Here is a 21,241-nt window from a genome sequence, read left to right as displayed (position 1 = left end):
CGTTCAACACCAGGATAGTCAAGTCCGGGAACGACGACGCCACCACACCAGGGCCGCGCAGAAGCCCAGAAGCGCCACAGCCGCCCAGAGGACCGGCAGCCCGGCCGCCAGGTAGCTCGTTGCTCCGGCTGCGGAGCCGACGGCGATGGCCAGCCACAGAGCTGCGTAGCGCAGCCATCCGGTCTCAGGTACGCCTCGCAGCCGGGCGGCGAAGAGCTGGCCCGCCTTCACCAGGGCCCCGGTCATATAGGTCAGACCCACCGACACCTCCCCGCCACGGGTAAAGGTGGAGTTCACTGCCCCCATCGCGGCGGCGATCAGCGGGGCCACGGCCGCCTCTGCGCCCTGCGGGCCGGCTGCAGGGACGGTGCCGCAGACCGCAGCAAGGGCCAGCAGCGCCACCGAGAGCCAAATGGCCCGCAGCTGCGGAGTGATGGCGCGGGAGGGTGCTCTCGCCATGGTCCGTGCTGAGGTGACGAGCGAGGCGAGGATGACCCCGAAGACGAATGCGGCCACCAGTCCCACGGCTTTGCCCCAGCCCAGCAGATCGCCTTCGGCGAGATCAGCCCCGGCTCTGGTCGAGTTGCCGCTCATGAAGGAGACGAAGTACCCGCCCAGGTGGATGAAGCCGATGCCGTCCACGAATCCGGCCGATGCGGTGATTCCGCAAGCCAGACAGAGCTGCCTGCGGGTCAGTCCAGTAGCCAAAGCGTCCTCCCGACCAGCAGTTTACGCCCAGCTGGCTCTGCCCTGGGCCGCACACCCACCCCGGCTGCGTCGCGGATTTAACGGGAACGGCCCCCAGGCCGCCGTGATGGCGAACCTGAGGGCCGTTCCTTAGGAAGAGTTGATGTCAGGCAGGGCTGACGTTCTCTGCCTGCAGACCTTTGGGGCCGGAAGCAGTCTCGAACTGAACCTGCTGGTTCTCCTCGAGGGTCTTGAATCCGCCGCTACCGGGATCGATAGCGCTGTAGTGGACGAAGACGTCGTCCGAGCCGTCGGACGGGGCGATGAAGCCGTAGCCCTTCTCGGCGTTGAACCATTTGACGGTGCCAGTGGCCATGTGTGTTCCTAACTGTGTTTCTTTTAATGCACCGATACATTCACGGTGCGGGTTCTGCGCCTGCCAGGCCAGGCTGGCGCAGAGTTTTCTTGAGGCCACTGGGGTAAAGCAATGACGATCAATGTCTTCAGCTTACGCTACTGGCCAATCACGTCCAATACCGCTCTTTTCAGCCCGGCGGTGTGCGGAACTCTCTCCGGGTCCTGGGAGTTCAAGGATTCAGGCTGCCGCAGCCGCGCTGCGGGTCTGGTGGGGCACTGCTGCCGGGTCGAGGAAAGGCATCCAGGCATCCCGTGGGGCATCGACCTCAGCGGGCAGCCACAGGTGATGGGATGGGGTCCTGGGCGTGATGAGCAGCGCCCAGCCAAGCTGTTCGAGGGTCTTGTCCCCCTTACGAACATTGCACGGACCGCAGCAGGCCACCAGATTCTCCCAGCTGGAGTCACCGCTGCGGGACTTGGGGATCACGTGGTCCACTGTGGCCGCAGGTTTGCCGCAGTATCCGCACTGACGGCGGTCGCGGCGGAGGATGCCGCGCCGTGAAGGAGCCGAAGGGCGGCGTCGTACGATCCGCACGTACTGGTGAAGAAGAATGACTGCAGGGCGCGGAACCAGGGCCGAGGGGGACACGATGGGGTGGGAGTCCTCGGCAAGGACGCTCGCTTTTCCACGCATCACCAGCACGGCGGCGCGGCGGGAGGTCACCACGCTCAGCGGCTCGTAGCCTGCGTTGAGCACCAAGGTGCGCATGACGTTTCCTAGGGTCTTCTCAGCGTATGTTGACTTCTATGAGGCATATGCTTCCCGAATCACTATAAACCCCGGAAGCGCCGTTGCGGCGGCAGCCTGGGCGCAGAAACAGCTGTGGGGTGCGACACGGACCGCGTCGCACCCCACAGCTGGAGACCTTGATCGTATGGCGTCCTCAGGAGGGCCTGAGGATCGCCACTACGTTGTGCCAGCCTTCGTGGTAGCCGTGGGTGGTGACGCCGGAGGCTGCCAGAGAACCGACCATCTGGCCATTTCCGACATAGATGCCTGCGTGGTACTGGCTGCGGATGCCGGTCGAGATCACAATGTCACCGGGTTGCGGCGTGGAGACGCGGGGCAGGGTAGCAAGCATTCCGTGTGTGCTGCGGGCGCCGCCGGGAAGCGGGCGCCCCGCTTGGGAGTAGGCCCAGTTGATGAAGCCGGAGCAATCCATGCCCGCCCGGGTGGCGCCTGCCCACTGATAGGGGGTGCCGATGGCCGAGTAGGCGGCGTTGATCACCGAACCGCTGGCAACCGGGGCCGGAGCCTCGGCTGAGCTGGCAGCCTCAGTGACCCCTGTGGCGGTGGCGTCGCCGGTGGCGGCAGAGGCTGCGTCGGTAGACGTGGCGGCCTGGACCTCGGTGTCTGTGGCGGCCACCGGCTCAGGCTCTGCTGCAGGATCGGAGGTGACTGCCGGCCGGTCAAAGGCGAGCTCCACGTCGGCTGAGGCCGACACTGTGGTGGCCTGAACGGATGAGGCGAGCTCTGCCCCGCCAGCAGCACCCACGGCCAGCGTGGCCTGCGCACGGCCGTCGGACTGAGCATCATCAGCCATTGCCGCCACGGACGTGGTCAGCAGCAGGCCCGAGGTGCCGAGCACGACGCCGACCTTGCGTCCAGTCTTGGCGGCACGGTTCTTGGCGGTGTGGCGGGCATGAGCCTCGGCGGCCATACGGCGCTCCCGCCGGGTCTGGATGGAGGTCTCTGGGTTAATCACGGAGATGACTTTATAACAGAACAGTCTCAATGTCACGTTTAGATCACGAGTACCGCGATCGGCGCCCTGCGAGGGCTGGGCGCACACTGGGAAAACTCCTCTGAGCACAGTGTTTAAACACCTGTGGGGCGCAGCTCCACTGAAGAGCCGCACCCCACAGAGTGGAGATGATTCTCTGGTGATCAGCCGCCCGGACGGTGGTAGCTGGTGACGTTGTGCCACCCGTCGTGGAGCCCGTGGACTCGGACACCCTGGCTGGCGGTCGTGGAGATGACCTGGCCGTTGCCGATGTAGATGCCGCCGTGGGAGTTTCCGTTGGAGAGCACGATGTCACCGGGCTGCGGGCTCGAGACCCGGGGCAGGCTCGCCATGGCGTGGGTGGTGCGGGGCACGCTGATTCCGGCCTGTGCGTAGGCGTACTGGATCATGCCGGAGCAGTCGATGCCGGAACCAGGTGTGGTGCCGCCCATCACGTGGGGCGTCCCGAGGGTGGAGTATGCGGCGGAGACCACTGAGCCGCGGCCGCCTGAGGCCGGCGCTGACTCCTCGGAGGAGCTGGACTCTGAACTGCTGGACTCCTGGGAGGATTCGCTGGTCGATCCGGAGCTCTGCTGCTGGGACTCCTCGGCCTGCTCGCCCTGCGGCGAGGCGGCCTGCTGCTGTGCCGGCTCTGACTGGCTCTGCTGCTCGCTCGCATCCTCCTGGGAGGAGGCGGGCTCTGCCTGTGTCTCAGGCTCAGGCTGCGGCTCGGGCTCCGAGGCGGACTGCGAAGAGAAGGACGGGCGCTCGAAGCTCAGCGAGACCTCAGCGGGCGCGCTCACCACAGAAGCCGTCTGGACACTGGCACGCTCAACGGTCAACGAAGCCGCGGAAACCTCAACGGTGCTGGCGGCGCGGCCCTCGGTGGAGGCGTCGGTCGCATTCGCCGCCACGCCGGTGCCGATCACCAGACCGGCCGAGGCCAGTACAGCTGCTGTGGTGCGGCCGGCTGCACCGGCGTTGCTGCCCTTGTGGGCGCGGCGCTCACGGCGCGAGACGAAGGTGTTGTTGTCTGTCACGTGTATAAAACCTTTCCCTGCAGAGTGCGGTAGTTTTGCGAACTTACTTCCGGCCAGCTTGCAGGGTTGGCGCCAGCCGGGAGTTTTCGAGGCATCTCGGACGTCTGCCCCGAGCACGCGAACGACTTTATAACAGATTGATATAAATGTCACGCTAAGGTCACGGTGAGCGTCGTCACCGGCGACCAGCACGCCTCGTGTGTCACGAAATCATCACAGTGCCACACCTGAGACACCGCGCTGTGGGCTATCCCGCTGAGGTCTGCTTGACGAAGATATGCTGGGCGACCTCCAGGGGCAGCTCCACCTCAAGCCGCCCCTGCTCATCGTCGACCATCAGCAGCGCATAGGCCTCGCTCAGGCCCGAGACCTCTACCGCAGCCCCGGGGCACAGTCCGACGTCGCGAAGCTGATCGAGCACTTCGGGCTCCACTTGGATGGATTCGGCCAGGCGCTGGACGGTCCACCAGCGGGCGCCTGTGCCGTCCTGATACTCCTCAGCGGCCTGGCGCAGCGTGGTCCGCGCCAGCAATGCGGGATAGGCGCTGGTCTTGACCCCGAGCTGCTCCAAGCCCGGGATGGGGTTGCCGTAGGGAGACTCCACCGGATCATCCAGAATCTCCACCAGGCGGCGTTCCACACGCTCGCTCATCACATGTTCCCAGCGGCATGCCTCTTCGTGGATGTAGGGCCACTCCAGGCCGATCACATCAGAGAGCAGCCGCTCAGCCAGCCGATGCTTGCGCATGACCTGCACCGCCAACTCCCTGCCTGACCCGGTGAGCTCCAGCTGCCGGGATTCGGTCAGCCGGAGCAGGCCATCACGCTCCATGCGCGCCACCGTCTGGGAGACAGTGGGGCCTGAATGCTCCAGCCGTTCGGCAATCCTGGCCCTGAGCGGCACGATTCCCTCCTCCTCGAGGTCGAGGATCGTCCGCAGATACATCTCGGTGGTGTCAATGAGATCAGTCAACGTCAGGGGCTCCTTGGTACTGTATTCACCGCTGGGCGGTGTGTTCAATCAAGCATATCCGCGCAGCCTGTTTCCACCACATGATTCCTTATATGAGGTGCGCACATGCGTACCGACCACCAGCTGAGGAGCGCTCGTGAGCCCTGAGACCATCACTATCCCCGCCGAGCTGCTGCCCCAGGACGGCCGGTTCGGCGCAGGCCCGTCCCGGGTTCGCCCCGAACAGGTGCGCGCAGTCAACGATGCCGGCCGCCGACTGCTGGGCACCTCCCACCGCCAGGCTCCGGTGAAGAACCTGGTGGGCGACATCAGGGAAGGCCTGGGTGAGCTGTTCAGCCTGCCGGAGGGCTATGAGGTGATCCTCGGCGTCGGCGGCTCCACCGCGTTCTGGGACATTGCCAGCTTCTGCCTCGTCGAGACCAGAGCCCAGCATCTCTCCTTCGGGGAGTTCGGGTCAAAGTTCGCCAAAGCCACTGACGCAGCTCCCTTCCTAGAACGCAGCTCGATCCTCACCGCCGAGCCGGGAACCCGCCCGCTGCCGAGTGCTGAGACGGGCGTCGACGTCTACGCGTGGCCGCAGAATGAGACCTCCACCGGTGTGGCCGCACCTGTCCACCGGGTGGAGGGAGCCGATGACGCCGCCCTGACCGTCATCGACGCCACCTCTGCCGCCGGCGGCCTGGCAGTGGATATCGCTGAGACTGACGTGTACTACTTCGCGCCGCAGAAGAACTTCGCCTCCGACGGTGGCCTGTGGGTGGCGATCATGTCTCCGGCGGCGTTGGCACGCGCTGAGAAGCTGGCAGGCCAACGGTGGATCCCGGACTTTCTGAGCCTGACCACAGCGATCGAGAACTCTCGGAAGAACCAGACCTACAACACGCCTGCTCTGGCCACACTGGTGACCCTGGAGGAGCAGATCAGGTGGATCAACAGCTCAGGGGGCTTGGGCTTCGCCTCAGCCCGCACCGCCGACTCCGCAGGGCGGGTGTACCGGTGGGCGCTGGATCACCCGGTGGCCACACCTTTTGTGGCCAAGCCGGAGGACCGCTCGGATGTGATCGTCACCGTGGACTTCGATGCCTCCGTCGACGCCGCGGCAGTGGCCACGGCCCTGCGGGTCAATGAGATCGTCGATGTGGAGCCCTACCGGAAGCTGGGGCGCAATCAACTGCGGATCGCCACCTTCGTGGCCACAGAGCCGGATGATGTCAGTGCACTGCTGAGGTGCATCGACTTCGTCCTCGAGGCCTCCAGCTAGTCCTTCTGCTCGTCCTGAGCAATCCGCTCAGACCACGGCACCCATTGCGGGGCCAGGAGGGCCTCCGCCCCGGGGAGCATACCGACTTCGCAGACGGTCACCTTCTTGCTGCGCGGGGCGCGCGCCAGGGTGACGAACCACTCCCAGCCGCGGTACCCGGAGCGGTGCGCGAAGAATCTGTGGGTCAGCAGACGGTCGCCGTCGGCGGTGATGCCCAGGTGCTCGCCAATCTGATCTGCGGGGGCGATCTCGTCGAGGGCGGTGCGGGCGGCGTCGACCGCTTCGGCCAGTACTGAGTCCTTCTTATAGGCAGGCATGATCAGGCGTCGAAGTCCTCGGCCACACGGCGCATCAGTGCAGCGATCTTCTTGGACTGCTCAGGCTTGGGGTAATGCCCTTTGCGCAGCTGCCCGGTGGTGTTGTCCAACAACGTCACCAAGTCCTGGACCAGCTCGCCCATCTCTTCGGCCGGTTTTCGGTTGGCCCGCGCCACCGAAGGTGCCGCGTTGATGACTCTGACGCTCAGCGCCTGCTTTCCGCGCCGGCCATCGGCAATGCCGTACTCCAGGCGGGTGCCAGATTTCAGCGCATCGACGCTGGAGGGCAGCGCCGAGGAGTGCAGATACACCTCCTGGCCGTCATCGCCGGCCACAAACCCGAAGCCCTTGTCGGCGTCGAACCACTTCACTTTTCCAGTGGGCACGTCTGTTTTACCTCCTTCTGAGCAGATACCAGGGTACCGCGAAATCACAGACTTCAGGGGTGATGGCCAGCCCCAGCATGCCCGGCGGGGCGATGGAGAAGAGCGTGTGCGCCAGCGCGAAACCAACAGCGCTAGAATCTGACCATGCCCGTTTCCACCACCGGTCCTGCCGCCCGAGCATCATTGATTCTCGGTGTGGTGATCACTGCCGTCAGCTTTATCGCCCTGCTGGTCATCCTGGGCCTCTACTTCGCCGACATCATCCCCCATCAGAGCCTGTACTGGGCTACTCTCTGGGGCTTCCCTGCGGGCTTCGCCCTGATGTGCCTGCACCTTCTGCTGAGCCTGGGACGACGGCGCCAGCCGATGAGCTAGCTTCACGTTCCACCAGCTGCACCAACCCAATCTACAGCGTCCTTACAGTGACTTTCCAGGAACCGAAGGGACACTGGCACATGTGACTGATAAGACCCCAGAAGCCAAGCTGCTCGTCGTTGATGACGAGCCCAACATCCGTGAACTGCTCGCCACCAGCCTGCGTTTTGCCGGCTTTGACGTGGCCGCGGCAGCCAATGGGCGCGAGGCCCTGGACACTGCAGAGGAGTTCCAGCCCGACCTAGCAGTGATGGACGTGATGCTGCCCGATATGGACGGCTTCACCGTCACCCGGCGGCTGCGCGCCTCTGGCAAACACTTCCCCGTGCTGTTCCTCACCGCCCGCGATGACACCGATGACAAGATCACCGGCCTGACGGTGGGCGGGGATGACTACGTCACCAAGCCCTTCTCGTTGGATGAGGTGGTGGCCCGGATCAAAGCCGTACTGCGCCGGACCGCCCCCTACGAGGATGAGGATGCGGTGATCACCATCGACACCCTCGAGTTGGACGACGATGCCCATGAGGTCCGCCGCGACGGCGAGGTCGTTGAACTATCCCCGACCGAGTTCAAGCTGCTGCGCTACCTGATGATGAACCCCAACCGGGTACTGTCCAAACAGCAGATTCTCGACCATGTCTGGGAGTACAACTTCAACGGCGACGCCTCGATCGTGGAGTCTTATATCTCCTATCTGCGCCGGAAGATCGATTCCGGTGCGGAGGGCGCCCCCGCAATCCAGACCAAGCGCGGGGTGGGGTACGTGCTGCAGACCTGGGAGCGGAGGCAGCGCACACAGGGAGCCGCCGCCTCCGCCTGAGAGACATCCTTCGGTGGCCGGTGCCCCGATAAGGGTCACAGCATAGAATTCACCTCATGCGTCTGTTCTCTGCGATCGCCCGGGCGTGGCGAGGCAACTCCCTGCGCACGCAGCTGGTCACCCTGACCTCCGGGCTGCTGCTGTTGACGCTGCTGGTGACCACTTTCGCCTCCGCCTCGCTGTACCGGCAGGAGCTGCTGCGGAATATGGATGATGACCTCAGCAGCAACGCCCAGGCACTGTCAGACTATTTCTACGACCTCTTGGAGAGCGCGGAGGAACCCGAATCCGGCCCCTCGTGGTCCGAGCACCGGTCGATCTTCCGGTTCTACGGCTGGATGCTGGATGAGGAGGGGCAGCCGATCCCCGGGATGTCCCTGCGCCCCACCAGCAGCGAGACTGCCGATCTGCCGCAGATCCCTCAGCTGAGTCCGCAGCAGGCCGCAGATCTGGGCCATGAGTCATTCAACGCCGAAGGCACCCAGGAGGGTTCCCGAGGCTTCCGCGTGCAGGCGCACCCGCTGATGCACCAAGAAGAGACGGTCGTCATCGCCCTTCCGCTGGAGAGTCTGGAGACCTCCGTGGAACGAGCCAGCTTCCTGGTGGCCACCATCGGACTGCTGGCCACCCTGGGGGCATCGATCATCGCCTACTCATTGACCACCAGGGCATTCAGGCCCCTGCTGCGGGTGGAGAAGACCGCAGCCGCGATTGCCGAAGGTGACTTCTCCCAGCGCGTGCGGACCACTGCACCGCCGGAGACGGAGATCGGGCACCTGGCCGCAGCGCTGAACATCATGCTTGAGCATATTGAACGGGCCTTCGCCCAGAAGGAGGCCTCCGAGGAGAAGATGCGCCGGTTCATCCAAGACGCCTCGCATGAGCTCCGCACTCCCTTGGTCACCATCCGCGGCTTCTCCGAGCTCTACCGGCAGGGCGGCCTCAATGACAATCCTGAGGCGGTGGGCGCCGCCATGGGCAGGATCGAGTCGGAGGCCACCCGGTTGGGGCACCTGGTCGACGATATGCTCACCCTGGCCAGACTGGATGAGCAGCGCGCCCTGGAGCGCAAGCCCCTGGACCTGAACATCATCGCCCATGAAGCAGTCATGGACTTGACGGTCAACGCTCCGGACCGGGAGGTGAGGGTCATCGGGCTCAACGGCGCGAGCCCCTCGCCGGCGCCGGTCATCGGTGATGAGGGCAGGATCCGGCAGATTGTGACGAATCTGGTGACCAATGCCCTGCGGTACACCCCCGAGGGCACGCCCATTGAACTGGCAGTCGGCGCGGAGGATTCCGATAGCGGCACCGGTGAATCGGTGCTGGAGGTCCGCGACCACGGAGAGGGCATCGAGCCCGAGGATGTCCAGAAGATCTTCCAACGCTTCTACCGGGCCGACAACTCCAGGCAGCGGGAGACCGGCGGGACCGGCCTGGGCCTGGCAATCTGCGCAGCGATCGCCGCACAGCACGGCGGCAGCGTGCGGCATTCAGAGACCCGCGGCGGCGGAGCGACGATGACGCTGCGGCTGCCGACCGATCAGAACCCCTGCCCCGATGATGAGCACGAGGTGGACCTCACCGAGGAGGAGATCGAGCAGTTCCGCGCGGCGGCACGGGGCGCGCGCGATGACTGAGAGCGGGGTCAGTCTCCGGCGATGACCCCGTCCGCCAGGCTCAGCGCCTGGTCGATTACATCGATCCCGAAGAGCAGATCCTCCTCAGAGATGTTCAGCGGCGGACAGATATGGATCCGGTTCATGTTGAGGAACGGCAGGACGCCGTGCTGCTTGCACTCAGCGACTATCTGGTTCATCACCGGTGCGGTCTGCCCGTAGGGGGCCAGCGGTTCCCGGGTCTCACGGTTCTGGACCAGCTCAATGGCCCAGAACACGCCGACTCCACGGACGTCGCCCACTGACCGGTGGTTGTCCTTCAGATCCTCCAGACGCGGGCCGATGACCTCATCGCCCAGGCGCTGGGCATGCTCCACCATGGACTCTTCCCGCATCGCCCCGATGGTCGCCACCGCCGCGGCGGCCGCCAACGGGTGCCCCGAGTAGGTCAGGCCACCCGGGTAGGCCGTTTCGGCGAAAGTGGAGTAGATGGCATCATCCATCGCAACCCCGCCCATCGGGACATAGCCGGAGTTCACCCCCTTGGCGAAGGTCACGATATCGGGCTCGATGCCGTAGTGCTGATGGGCGAACCACCGTCCCGCCCGGCCGAAGCCGGCCATCACCTCATCCATGATCAGCACGATGCCGTGCTCATCACAGAGCTCCCGTACACCCTGGAGATAGCCCGGGGGCGGCAGGTAGATCCCGGCGGTGCCTGGAATCGCCTCCAGGACAATGGCGGCCACCTTGTCCCGGCCCTCCAGCAGCACTACATCGCGCAGATGGTTCAGCGCGCGCTCGGATTCCTGCTTCTCATCCGCCGAACCGAAATAGGACTGGTAGGTGTAGGCCGGCAGGAAGTGGACCACGCCGTCACTGGCCTGGTCCGAGGGAAGCCGCCTGGGGTCTCCGGTCAGATTGATCGCCAGCTGGGTTCCGCCGTGGTAGGAGCGGTAGGCCGAGAGCACTTTGCGCCGTCCGGTGTGCAGCCGGGCCATGCGCACCGCGTGCTCATTGGCATCAGCACCGCCATTGGTGAAGAACACGTGGTTGATGTCAGCAGGGAGCATCCCCGTGATCAGCCGTGCGGCCTCCGAGCGAGCCTCATTGGCGTGCTGCGGTGCAACGGTGCACAGCGTCTCCGCCTGCCGCTTGATGGCAGCGACCACCTTGGGGTGCTTATGCCCGATATTGGTGAAGATCAGCTGTGAGGTGAAGTCCAGCAGCTTCTTGCCCTCCCCGTCCCAGATCCAGGAGCCTTCGGCGTCCAGAACCGTCATCGGGTCGAGCGCCTGCTGCGCGCTCCAGGAATGGAAGACGTGCTTGCGGTCCAGCTCATAGGCCCGGCGTCCCGCCTCGATCTGTTCTGGGGAGATCTGGGGGTCTGCGACCGCAAGGCGGTGTGCAGTCTCAATCATGATTACTCGTTTCCTCGTCGTTGAGCTGTTCGTGGCACCCGGGTCAGTCGTTCTGGGGGAAGCCGAGCTCCAGTCCGCCCTCTGCCGGGTCGCCCCACCGGGTGGTGACGGCCTTGCCCCGGGTGAAGAAGTGCACACCTTCGGTGCCGTGGGCGTGGCTGTCGCCGAACAGGGAGTTCTTCCAACCGCCGAATGAGTAATAGGCCATCGGCACCGGGATCGGCACGTTGACCCCGATCATACCCACCTGGACATCCATTTCGAAGCGCCGGGCGGCAGCACCGTCGCGGGTGAAGATGGCGGTGCCGTTGCCGTAGGGGTTGGCATTGATCAGCTCCAGCGCCTCCTGGTAGGTCTCTACGCGCACCACACAGAGCACCGGGCCGAAGATCTCCTCCTGGTAGGCCTTCATCTCGGGAGTGACGTTGTCCAGCAGTGTCGGCCCCAGGAAAGCAGCCCCGGGCTGATCAGACTCTTCCCAGGTGCGCCCGTCCACCACCAAGGAGGCCCCTTCGGCCTCAGCACCGTCAACGTAACCGCGCACCTTGTCACGGTGCGCCTTCGAGATCAGCGGACCCATATCCGGATCCTCGCCCTTGAGGCTCAGTCCGCGGGTGCGCTCGGCGATCTTCTCGACCAGTTCATCGGCGATGTCACCGACAGCCACGGTGACTGAGATGGCCATGCAGCGCTCGCCGGCGGAGCCATATCCGGCGGAGACGGCACTGTCAGCCGCCCGGTCCAGGTTGGCATCGGGCAGCACCACCATGTGGTTCTTGGCCCCGCCCAGGGCCTGGACGCGCTTGCCGGCAGCCGTGCCGGTCTCATAGACGTACTTGGCCACCGGAGTGGAGCCCACAAAGGAGACCGACTGGATGTCGGGATGGTTCAGCAGCCCGTCGACGGCCACTTTGTCACCGTGCAGGACGTTGACCACACCGTCAGGCAGTCCAGCTTCCTTCCACAGCTCAACCTGCCAGTTCACCGCACTGGGGTCCTTCTCACTGGGTTTGATGACCACGGTATTGCCGGTGGCCACCGCGATCGGGGTGAACCACATCGGCACCATGGCCGGGAAGTTGAAAGGAGTAATCACCGCCACCGGGCCCAACGGATGCCGGGCGGAGTGGACGTCAACACTGGTGGAGGCGTTCTGAGTGAACGAACCCTTCAGCAGATGCGGGATTCCGCAGGCGAATTCGACCACCTCGAGTCCGCGAGTCACCTCGCCCAGGGCATCGGAGTGCACTTTGCCGTGCTCCCGGGAAATGATGGCAGCCAGCTCGTCCTTCCGGGCGTTGAGCAGTTCTCGGTAGCGGAAGAGGATCTGGACCCTGCGGGACAGCGAGGTGCTCCGCCAGGACTGGAAGGCATCCTTCGCTGCGGCGACGGCCTGGTCCACCTCGGCGGGGGAGGCCAGCGGGATCTCGGCGACCACCTCGCCGTTTGCGGGATTCTCGACCTCGGTGGTCCGGACACCGGAGGGGAAGACGTTGCGACCGTTGATCAGATGGGATGTTGTAGCCATAGTTCAATGATCACCTCTGAGACGCCGGTGGGCGCAGTAGCAGAGTGTCGACTTGCCAGATCAGTTTTTTTACACAGTGTCAAGCAGCTCTCGGGGACGGTGCGCTCCTGGACTGCCGCGGCTGCGGCAGGGGGATGAACCTCAGCACAGCAGCGGAGCGTCCGCCGACAACAGCCTTGACCAGCACCATGATCTGGTCATCCAGCCGCTTGCGCGAGGTGGAGACTTTCCCGGAGAAGGCCCCGGACCGGCCCTTGACCGGCAGCAGGATATGACCGTCTGCCCAGGCCTGGACCTCCGCCTCCGCCACAGAGGTCTCAACGGTGGCCGTGATGATCCAATGGGTCTCGGAGACCTCCGCGGACACTTCGCAGCTCAGCGTGAAACCCGCAGAGCCGCTGCTTTCAGCAGCAGCCTCAGCTCGGCCGGTGACCTCAGCCGGAATCCGGTTGCTGGGAAGGGTGGGCGTCAGATACGGGGCCACCCGGGCCGCAGCGGCCTGCTCATAGGCCCAGGCGTAGTCCAGCAGGCGGTCATCAGCATAGGCGGCCCCGGCGATGGTCAGCCCCACCGGCATCTGCAGGTCGGCCATCGTGCCCATCGGCACCGTCACCGTGGGGATGCCCAGGTGCCGGATCACCCGGTTTCCGTTGGAGTAGACCACACCGTTGCGGGTGGCCTCAGCCATCGACTCCGGCCGGCTGAACAGGTCATCGCGCCCCACATCCCCTGCCGCCGGGAAGATCACTGCGTCCAGGCCCTGATCGGCCATCCAGTCCTCGAAGTCCCGGGTACGGGCCTCCTCCAATCCGGTGAGCAGCCGGTCCAGGCCGTCGAACTCGTCAAGGCTCTCCGGCAGCCCGACCTTGACGTACTCCGCCATACGCTGCCAGTCGAAGCCGCCGCGGGCACGCTCCACCCATACATGGACCGGTGCGTCCTCGGCGGGGAAGACCGCATCACCGTCGATGTCTGCCCAGCTGCTGAGGTTCGGATCACCGTTGAGCCGCAGGAACTGATCCAGGACAAAGGCTGCCACCGCCCCGGACTCCAGAGTTCGCCAGTTGGCGGGCATCATCCCCCGCTCCACCAATGACTCCGCCTCCGGCCGGTCCTCCTCATAGTGGGAGACCACCGGGAAGTCCACGTGGAGAATCTCAGCGCCGAGTGCTTCGAACTGACGTTCGGCGGCGGCCCACAGCATCGCGACCGTCTCCCGGCACACCGGAGGCACGGCTGCGTGCGGATCCTCGCCCACATACATCTTCGGCACCCCCAGGCGGACACCCTCGAGCCGGCGCGGCCGCTCCCTGAGAAACGTCTCCGGCCGCACCGAGGCTGGAGCCGGCAGCGTGACCGCATTCTGCTGGCGCCAGAAGTCCCCCTCGGTCTCCGGATCCTCCACCACCAGCACATCCAGCAGATGCAGCAGGTCCTCCACCGTCCGGGTGTGGGGTACGACGACGTCGCAGCTGGGCCGCAGCGGCCAGTTTCCCCGGATGGAGATGAGTCCGCGGGAGGGCGTATAGGCCACCAGTGAGTTGTTCGACGCCGGCGAGCGGCCCGAGGAGACGGTCTCCTCCCCCATCCCGAAGGCGCTGAAGCTGGCGGTGGTGCCGGTGCCTGACCCGCTCGAGGACCCGGAGCCGTAGGCTGCGGTGAGGTAGTCCGGGCGATAGGGGCTGCGGGCGTAGTCGTACACACCGGGCTGGATGCCGCCGGCAGCCATCGGCGGCATGTTGGTCTTGCCGATGAGCACCGCACCGGCATTGCGCAGCAGCTGGACCGTGGCGGCGTCGTGACCGGCTATCAGATCTTTCAGCGCCACCGATCCCGACGCCACGGTCAGACCCTCGACCATGTAGCTGTCTTTAACCGTGAACGGAACACCCTCCAGCGGGCGCACCGGCTCACCCCGGCGGCGTCGCGCATCCGACTCCTCGGCCTCAGCCAGACAACCAGGGTTGATGATCGGCACCGCGTTCAGACACCATCCGGTGCGGTCGTAGTAGCCGATCCGGTTCAGGTAGGCACAGACCAGATCCGTGCTGGTCACCTCCCCGGAGTCCAGCGCGGCGAGCATCTCGGCGATGCTCATCTCGACGACGTCGTAGTGCTTCATATCCTCCAATACTGATCATGGGCGTAGGCGAATGAGCTCTGCCTCCTTCTGTTCCGCACCGTCATACAGCTGTTGCGCCTTCATACACTCATAGTCGTGTGATAGGACAACAGGCGTCGGATGCGGCAGGCAGAAGTGGTGGCGGGGGAGGTGACTAGCACCGGGCCATCAAGCGAACCCGGCCCCGGCCACCGATCCCGGCACCCGCCATCGCTAGGAGCCGCCGTCGCTCTCGAAGGAAACCTCGATCGGCGCCCAGCTCTCGCCGGTCAGATCCAGGTCCTCATCCTCCAAGTCGGCGAGCGCGGCTTCAATGTACTCATTGGACCAGGCCTCATCGCTGGGTTCCTCGGTAATCGGTGAATCGCCCTGCTCGTTGACCGCCTCCAGCGCGGCAGCCACCGTGTCTCCCCATGCTGCTTCATCGATCATTGCGAAACCGTCCGGGGCGGGCCAGATGAGCCGGTTGGTCTCGTTGACCATCCACAGCTCATGGTCGAAGTCCCAGCCGGAGCCGGCGTCGAGGACGGTCTCTGCCGCCTCCTCGGGGTTCTCAGCGGCCCAGGCCCAGCCGCGGGCCACCGCACGCAGGAAGGCCACGGTGGTCTCCTCGTAGTCAGCATCCTCGGCCAGCCGCTCACCGTCTGCCCAGATGGCATCCTGCAGCATGGCACCGCCGGTCTCCTCGTATTCGATGACGGTGAAGTCATCTTCGGTGTAGAGCTCACCGGTGTCCGGGTTCTCCGCCTGCAGCAGCTGGGCGTACTCGTTGTAGGTCATAGCCTGGGCGGCGTCAATATCGCCTTCCAGGAAGGCGTTCATGTTGAAGTCCTGGGTGATGATGTCCACCGTCGAGGAGTCCAGGCCGTACTCGGCCATGGCGGCGAAGATCTCCCACTCATTCCCGAAGCCCCAGGATCCGATCCGCTGACCCTCGAAGTCATCGACACCTTCGATGTCATCGTCTGCCCAGGCCACCTGCAGGGTTCCCGAGCGCTGGAAGACCTGGGCGATGTTCACCAGTTCAGCGCCGGTGGCCTCCATGGTCTCCAGGACTTTGGGAACCCAGGCGATGGCGTAGTCCACCTCACCGTTGGCCAGCGCGTCCTGGGGGACGATGTCACCGCCGGATTCGATGATCTCCACCTCCAGGCCCTCCTCCTCGAAGAAGCCCTGCTCGGCGGCGGCGAAGTAGCCGGCGAACTGTCCCTGGGGCAGCCACTGCAGCTGCAGGCTGATCTGCTGCAGCTCGCCGTCGTCACCTCCGGCCCCATCATCTCCGTTGTCGCCTCCGCACGCTGTCAGCGCAAGCGCACCTGCGGCAAGGGTGCTCAGGGCCACGCTGCGGGTGGGATGCCGCTTTGTCGAGTGCTTCATGATTCTTCCTTCTTTCTCATCGGTGCTGCGGTTGGGTTGTATGGTCTCTCAGCCGGAGGCCGTTGAGCGGGAGCGGTTGGCCAGCCATTCCAGCAGCATGGTGGTCAGATAGAACACCAGGCCCACGGCGATGGAGGCCAGCACATAGGCCCAGGCGCGCGGGTACTGGCTCGACGCCGCGGCGGTGGAGATAATGCCGCCCAGTCCGCCGCGAGGCCCGCCGAAGTACTCGGCCACCAGCGCAGAGATCACCGCCAGCGAGGAGGCCAGCCTGACGCCGGTGAAGACGTAGGGCACCGCGGTGGGCAGGGTCACAGTGAAGAAGGTCTGCACCGGGGACACCGCGTAGGTGTGCATGAGGTCGCGCAGCTCCGGGTCGACCTGCCGCAGCCCGCGCAGCGTGGAGACGAAGACCGGAACGAAGCTGGCCAGGCCGGCGATGGCCTGCCGGGGGAACTGGGTGGAGCCGAACATGGTGTTCAGGATCGGGGCCAGCGCCACGATGGGGATCACCGCCAGCGCGGCGACCAGGGGGTTGACCATCGCATTGACCGATTTCGACGCTGCCGCGCAGGCGGCGAAGACCACACCCAGGAGAGTGCCCACGATCAGGCCCGCAAGAGCGTTCCAGCCGGTGATCAGCGCACCGTTCCAGATATGTGCTGAGGCCCGGTTCGCCTCAGCGAAGATGGCCGTGGGCGCCGGCAGCAGATAGCTGGAGACACCGAAGACGCCGACCATCAGCTGCCACAGCAGCAGCCCGAGCACACCGACCAGGACCGGCGCGCCCACCCGCCCAATGGTCCTCTGCCGGGGGCTCAGCGTTTCTGCGCTCATCAGCGGGTCTCCACTCCCCGAGAGGCGGAGCTGCCGCCGTGCAGAGATTCGCGCACGGCAGTGATCATGTCGAAGTAGCTGCTGTCCTCACGCAGCGCGTCGCTGCGCTGGGAGGAGTCGGCGAGCTCCATATCGATGACCTCGGCGATCCGGCCCGGCCTGGGGGACATCACCACCACCCGGTCGGAGAGGTAGACCGCCTCCGGGATCGAATGGGTCACGAAGACCACCGCGGCCCCGGTCTCGGCACAGATGCGCAGCAGTTCGGTCTGCATGCGTTCGCGGGTCATCTCGTCCAGAGCTCCGAACGGCTCATCCATCAGGAGCATACGGGGCTTCTCCGCCAGTGCGCGGGCGATGGCCACTCGTTGCTGCATACCCCCGGAGAGCTGATCAGGGTAGTGGCCGGAGAAGTCGGAGAGGCCCACCATCTCCAGCAGCTCGGCGACTCTGGCCTTGCGCTGGGAGGCCGGGGCCTTGTGCAGCTGCAGCGGAAGACCCACGTTGTCAGCCACCGTGCGCCATGGCAGCAGCCCAGCCTTCTGGAAGGCGATGCCGTAGTCCTGGTCACGGCGGGCCCGGTCCGGGGTCTTGCCGAAGACGCTGAGCTCACCGGTGCTCGGAGAGTCCAAGTCAGCGATCAGCCGCATCAGCGTGGATTTGCCGCAGCCGGAGGGCCCGATCAGGGAGACGAATTCCCCGGGGGCAACCGTCAGGCTTACATCGGAGAGAGCGTGGACCTCCCCTGATGAGGTGGCGAAGACCTTGTCCACGTGTGCGGCATCCACCGCGGCAGTGTTGGTCCCGCCGGCGGGGGAACCCCGCTCGGCTCTCGGCCGCGTTTCCGCGGCCTTCGCACCTGAAGCAGAAGATTCACCGTTCGGTGTTGGGTCAGTCATGAGCCCTCCTCCTGTCGTCGGTATTTCCGCAGTGTCATGCCCAGCAGGGCCACGGAGCCGGCTGCGACCAGCCCCAGGGCCACTGCCCCGAAGACTGGACCCCAGGCCTTGGCGGGGTCGTTGGAGGCCTGGCCGGCCCACTGGATGAGGATCCGGCCGATCCCGCCGCGAAGCCCGGTGGAGACTTCGGCGACGACCGCACCGATCACCGCATTGGCCGCCGCAAGCCGCATCGCCGCCAGCATGAACGGTACCGCGGCGGGGGTGCGCAGACGCAGCAGAGTGGTCCACCAGCCCACCGCATAGCTGCGCATCAGTTCGGTGTGCATAGTCTCCGGGGACTGCAGGCCTTTGAGCACGCCCACCGCAACCGGGAAGAACGCCAGCCAGGAGGCGATCAGCGCCACCGACATCCAGTCCTGCCAAGCGAAGAAGGGCGGGTCCAGCTGGATGCCCCAGTTGCGCACCACCGGGGCGAAGGCGATGATCGGCACCGTCTGGGACAGCACGATCCAGGGCAGCAGACCCCATTCGGCCCACTTCCAGCGCAGCATCACCAGGGCCAAGGCGACGCCGACCACCACGCCCACCACCCAGCCTGCGGCCGCTATGCCCAGGCTGAACAGTGCGGCCGCACCCACCGCGTACCAGAGCGGATCGGCAGTGGGCGCTCCGGTCTCTGCCTCGGCCAGCCGGGCGAACATCTCCCACAGATGCGGCATGGCCAGGTCAGAGGTGCGCGGCAGCACGCGGGTGCCGAAGACGACCACACCATCGGCCGGGCCCAGGAATTTGTAGACCTCCCAGAGCACCATCAGGGCGAGTATTCCCGCCGCTCCCCAGACCCAGACGCGCAGCGCGCCGGCTCTGCCGGAACGGTCCTTGAGCTTGACGGTGGTCGGGGCTGCTGTCATAGGGCTGCTTTCATGACCGGGCCAGGATCTCGTCCTGCAGAGCGGGGATGATCTGCTGGCCGTAGCTGGCCATCGTCGCATCCTCCTTGTCATGGCCGAGGTAGCCTGCGAACTGGGTCATACCCAGAGCCTTGAGCCGCTCCAGCTTGGCGATGTGCTCCTCGGCCGTACCGATCATGCAGAACCGGTCGACGATCTCGTCGGGGACGAAGTCCACATGATCGTTGCCGGAGCGCCCGTGCTGGTTGTAGTCATAGTCCTGCCGGCCGGCGATGTAGTCAGTCAGCGCCTTGGGCACAGCGGAGTCAGTGCCGTAGCGGGTGACGATATCAGCCACATGGTTGCCCACCATGCCGCCGAACCACCGGCACTGCTCGATGGCGTGATGGTAGTCCTCCTGAGTTCCGTCGGTGACGTAGAAGGGTGCAGCCACACAGAACTTGATCGCCTCAGGGTCGCGCCCGGCCTCCTCAGCCGCTGTGCGCACGCTGGCGATCATCCACTCGGCGATGTCCACATCTCCGCACTGCAGGATGAAACCGTCGCCGACCTCTCCGGCGATCTGCAGTGCTTTGGGCCCGTAGGCCGCCACCCACATCTCCAGCTGTGAGCCGCGGCTCCAGGGGAACTGGATACTGGCCTCGTTGATCTGCGCCGGACGCGAGTTGGCCAGCTCCTTGATCACCTGGATGGATTCTTTGAACTCCCGCAGCTTCACCGGCTTATCACCCTTGACGCGCACCGCGGAGTCCCCTCGGCCGATGCCGCACACGGTGCGATTGCCGAAGTGGGCGTTAAGAGTCGCGTAGACCGAAGCGGTCACCGTCCAGTCCCGAGTGGCCGGGTTGGTGACCATCGGCCCTACGGTGAGCGTGGTGGTCTGCGAGAGGATCTGGGAGTAGATGACATAGGGCTCCTGCCACAGGATATGTGAGTCAAAAGTCCAGAAATTGTCGAACGAGAGCTCCTCCGCCCGGCGCGCCAGGGCGATCGTTCGGGCGGCTGGAGGGTTGGTCTGGGCGACGACGCCGAATTCCATCGGTGGTTTCCTTTCATCGGGACCCGGTGCAGTGCGGGTCGGCATATCAGACGAGGTACTGCGAGAGGCCGCGCTTGACGAACCGGCCGTGGCCCTTGGTGCCGAGATATTCACCGTTGTCGACCAGCACAGTGCCCCGGGAGATGGTGACATCGACATGGCCGTCGATCTCGAAGCCCTCCCATGCCGAGTAGTCCATATTCATGTGGTGGGTCTTGTCCACGCCGATGGAGGTGTGACCGTTGGGGTCATAGACCACGATGTCGGCATCGGCGCCGGGCTGGATGACGCCTTTGGTGCCGTACATGCCGAACATCCGCGCCGGCGTCGTCGATGTCAGCTCCACCCATCGCGGCAGGCTGATCCGTCCGTCCACCACGCCCTGATAGAGCAGGTCGACCCGGTGTTCGACCGACCCGATGCCGTTGGGAATGGCGCGGAAGTCGTCCTTGCCCAGCTCTTTCTGGTCCTTCATGCAGAACGGGCAGTGGTCGGTGGAGACCATCTGCAGGTCATTGGTCCTCAACCCCTGCCACATCGCCTCCAGGTGGCCCTCTTCCTCGCTGCGCAGCGGGGTGGAGCAGACCCACTTGGCGCCTTCGAAGTCACCCCACTGCTCAGATCTGGCGCCCAGTTGCTTCTCCAGGGAGAGGTAGAGGTACTGCGGGCAGGTTTCGCCGAAGACGTTCTTGGCCTTATCGCGGGCCCAGGCCACCTGCTCGACGGCCTGCTTGGCGCTCATATGCACGATGTAGAGCGGCGCGTCGGTGAGGTCAGCCAGCATGATGGCCCGGTGGGTGGCCTCCTCCTCCATCTGCCAGGCCCGGGCGATGCCGTGGTAGTAGGGGGCGGTCTTGCCCTGGGCTGCCAGCTGTTCGGCCAGTACGTCGATGGCGGGGCCGTTCTCCGCGTGCATCATGGTCATCAGCCCCAGGTCGCGGGCCTTCTGCATGGCGCGGAGGATCTGTGCGTCGTCTGCGTAGAAGACCCCTGGGTAGGCCATGAACATCTTGTAGCTGGTCACGCCCTCATCGGCTAGGGACTCCATGGCCTTGAGGGAGTCGTTGTTCACCTCGCCGATGATCTGGTGGAAGCTGTAGTCGATGGCACAGTTGCCGGCGGCCAGCCCGTGCCAGGTCTCCAGACCGTCCTGGACCCGTTCGCCGTGCTTCTGGATGGCGAAATCCACGATGGTGGTGGTTCCACCCCACGCTGCCGCCCGGGTGCCGGTCTCGAAGGTGTCCGAGGCGTTGGTGCCGCCGAAGGGCATCTGCATATGGGTGTGGGCGTCGATGCCGCCGGGAATGAGGTATTTGCCGGCGGCGTCGATGATCTTCTTCGGCTGCAGCTCGGCGGTCTCGGCGGTGCCGGGGCTGAGCAGGCCGACGATCTTCTCGCCCTCGACGACCACATCGGCTTCGACGGTCCCGGTGGCGTTGATGACCGTGCCGTTGGTGATGATCAGGTCAGGCATCGCTCCTC

The 21,241-nt window shown here is 65.3% G+C and carries 21 protein-coding genes; 4 read left to right on the top strand and 17 right to left on the bottom strand.

What is annotated here, in order from left to right; genetic code table 11:
* Positions 1 to 18: 18 nt before the first annotated feature.
* The 6 genes from DVO78_RS02465 to DVO78_RS02440 all read right to left on the bottom strand — a co-directional run bounded on the left by DVO78_RS02465 (position 19) and on the right by DVO78_RS02440 (position 4,841).
* The gene (locus DVO78_RS02465; RefSeq protein WP_238385105.1) at positions 19 to 708 is read right to left on the bottom strand and encodes a YoaK family protein; all 690 of its coding nucleotides are present in this window, start codon (positions 706 to 708) and stop codon (positions 19 to 21) included.
* Positions 709 to 853: 145 nt separating this feature from the next.
* Positions 854 to 1,063 (bottom strand): cold-shock protein, encoded by a 210-nt coding sequence (locus DVO78_RS02460; protein WP_120003229.1) that lies wholly within the window; start codon positions 1,061 to 1,063, stop codon positions 854 to 856.
* A 219-nt stretch (positions 1,064 to 1,282) separates the two neighbouring features.
* Positions 1,283 to 1,813 carry an HNH endonuclease gene (locus tag DVO78_RS02455; protein WP_120003228.1) on the bottom strand — a complete coding sequence of 177 codons (531 nt, stop codon included), beginning with the start codon at positions 1,811 to 1,813 and terminating at the stop codon, positions 1,283 to 1,285.
* A gap of 175 nt (positions 1,814 to 1,988) precedes the next feature.
* Complete coding sequence (locus DVO78_RS02450) at positions 1,989 to 2,810, bottom strand: C40 family peptidase (RefSeq protein WP_120003227.1); 822 nt, start codon at positions 2,808 to 2,810, stop codon at positions 1,989 to 1,991.
* A 182-nt stretch (positions 2,811 to 2,992) separates the two neighbouring features.
* Positions 2,993 to 3,868, bottom strand: a complete 876-nt coding sequence (locus DVO78_RS02445) for a C40 family peptidase (RefSeq protein WP_120003226.1) — start codon at positions 3,866 to 3,868, stop codon at positions 2,993 to 2,995.
* A gap of 247 nt (positions 3,869 to 4,115) precedes the next feature.
* Complete coding sequence (locus DVO78_RS02440; protein WP_120003225.1) at positions 4,116 to 4,841, bottom strand: iron-dependent transcriptional repressor DtxR; 726 nt, start codon at positions 4,839 to 4,841, stop codon at positions 4,116 to 4,118.
* Positions 4,842 to 4,977: 136 nt separating this feature from the next.
* On the opposite strand from DVO78_RS02440, the gene serC reads away from it, so the two are divergent.
* Positions 4,978 to 6,102: a phosphoserine transaminase gene (gene serC, locus DVO78_RS02435; protein ID WP_120003224.1), complete on the top strand. Its 1,125-nt coding sequence runs from the start codon at positions 4,978 to 4,980 to the stop codon at positions 6,100 to 6,102.
* On the opposite strand, the gene DVO78_RS02430 is transcribed toward serC, so the two are convergent.
* Positions 6,099 to 6,419: a DUF3027 domain-containing protein gene (locus tag DVO78_RS02430; RefSeq protein ID WP_120003223.1), complete on the bottom strand. Its 321-nt coding sequence runs from the start codon at positions 6,417 to 6,419 to the stop codon at positions 6,099 to 6,101. The two genes, serC and DVO78_RS02430, sit on opposite strands and share 4 nt — an antisense overlap.
* Positions 6,420 to 6,421: 2 nt before the next feature.
* The gene (locus DVO78_RS02425) at positions 6,422 to 6,805 is read right to left on the bottom strand and encodes a cold-shock protein (protein ID WP_120003222.1); all 384 of its coding nucleotides are present in this window, start codon (positions 6,803 to 6,805) and stop codon (positions 6,422 to 6,424) included.
* A 144-nt stretch (positions 6,806 to 6,949) separates the two neighbouring features.
* Between DVO78_RS02425 and DVO78_RS02420 the strand changes: the two genes are divergently transcribed.
* The 3 genes from DVO78_RS02420 (at position 6,950) to DVO78_RS02410 (ending at position 9,643) form a co-directional block, all read left to right on the top strand.
* Positions 6,950 to 7,180 (top strand): hypothetical protein, encoded by a 231-nt coding sequence (locus tag DVO78_RS02420; protein WP_120003221.1) that lies wholly within the window; start codon positions 6,950 to 6,952, stop codon positions 7,178 to 7,180.
* Between the two features lie 82 nt (positions 7,181 to 7,262).
* Positions 7,263 to 8,003 carry a response regulator transcription factor gene (locus tag DVO78_RS02415; protein ID WP_120003220.1) on the top strand — a complete coding sequence of 247 codons (741 nt, stop codon included), beginning with the start codon at positions 7,263 to 7,265 and terminating at the stop codon, positions 8,001 to 8,003.
* A gap of 56 nt (positions 8,004 to 8,059) precedes the next feature.
* A complete protein-coding gene (locus DVO78_RS02410) occupies positions 8,060 to 9,643 on the top strand; it encodes a sensor histidine kinase (RefSeq protein ID WP_120003219.1) in 1,584 nt (527 codons plus the stop codon).
* Positions 9,644 to 9,651: 8 nt separating this feature from the next.
* On the opposite strand, the gene DVO78_RS02405 is transcribed toward DVO78_RS02410, so the two are convergent.
* The 9 genes from DVO78_RS02405 to hydA all read right to left on the bottom strand — a co-directional run bounded on the left by DVO78_RS02405 (position 9,652) and on the right by hydA (position 21,233).
* The gene (locus DVO78_RS02405; RefSeq protein WP_120003218.1) at positions 9,652 to 11,043 is read right to left on the bottom strand and encodes an aspartate aminotransferase family protein; all 1,392 of its coding nucleotides are present in this window, start codon (positions 11,041 to 11,043) and stop codon (positions 9,652 to 9,654) included.
* Between the two features lie 43 nt (positions 11,044 to 11,086).
* On the bottom strand, positions 11,087 to 12,571 hold the full coding sequence (locus DVO78_RS02400; protein ID WP_120003217.1) for a CoA-acylating methylmalonate-semialdehyde dehydrogenase: 1,485 nt from the start codon (positions 12,569 to 12,571) through the stop codon (positions 11,087 to 11,089).
* A 79-nt stretch (positions 12,572 to 12,650) separates the two neighbouring features.
* The gene (locus tag DVO78_RS02395; protein ID WP_120003284.1) at positions 12,651 to 14,693 is read right to left on the bottom strand and encodes an amidase; all 2,043 of its coding nucleotides are present in this window, start codon (positions 14,691 to 14,693) and stop codon (positions 12,651 to 12,653) included.
* Positions 14,694 to 14,906: 213 nt separating this feature from the next.
* Positions 14,907 to 16,070 carry an ABC transporter substrate-binding protein gene (locus tag DVO78_RS02390; protein WP_120003216.1) on the bottom strand — a complete coding sequence of 388 codons (1,164 nt, stop codon included), beginning with the start codon at positions 16,068 to 16,070 and terminating at the stop codon, positions 14,907 to 14,909.
* 48 nt (positions 16,071 to 16,118) lie between these two features.
* Positions 16,119 to 16,907, bottom strand: coding sequence for an ABC transporter permease (locus tag DVO78_RS02385; RefSeq protein ID WP_120003215.1), 789 nt, complete (start codon positions 16,905 to 16,907; stop codon positions 16,119 to 16,121).
* A complete protein-coding gene (locus DVO78_RS02380; RefSeq protein ID WP_120003214.1) occupies positions 16,907 to 17,806 on the bottom strand; it encodes an ABC transporter ATP-binding protein in 900 nt (299 codons plus the stop codon). The genes DVO78_RS02385 and DVO78_RS02380 overlap by 1 nt, the downstream gene beginning before the upstream one ends.
* Entirely contained in the window at positions 17,803 to 18,720 is a 918-nt protein-coding gene (locus DVO78_RS02375; protein ID WP_202912063.1) for an ABC transporter permease, read from the bottom strand. The genes DVO78_RS02380 and DVO78_RS02375 overlap by 4 nt, the downstream gene beginning before the upstream one ends.
* Before the next feature lie 10 nt (positions 18,721 to 18,730).
* Positions 18,731 to 19,759 carry a TIGR03842 family LLM class F420-dependent oxidoreductase gene (locus DVO78_RS02370; protein WP_120003213.1) on the bottom strand — a complete coding sequence of 343 codons (1,029 nt, stop codon included), beginning with the start codon at positions 19,757 to 19,759 and terminating at the stop codon, positions 18,731 to 18,733.
* A gap of 46 nt (positions 19,760 to 19,805) precedes the next feature.
* A complete protein-coding gene (gene hydA, locus DVO78_RS02365; RefSeq protein WP_120003212.1) occupies positions 19,806 to 21,233 on the bottom strand; it encodes a dihydropyrimidinase in 1,428 nt (475 codons plus the stop codon).
* Between the last annotated feature and the right edge of the window lie 8 nt (positions 21,234 to 21,241).

It is taken from the genome of Nesterenkonia muleiensis (assembly GCF_003600155.1).
GTDB lineage: Bacteria > Actinomycetota > Actinomycetes > Actinomycetales > Micrococcaceae > Nesterenkonia > Nesterenkonia muleiensis.
Note: the sequence above shows the minus strand (reverse complement) of the source record. Positions and strands in the feature narration are given on the sequence as shown.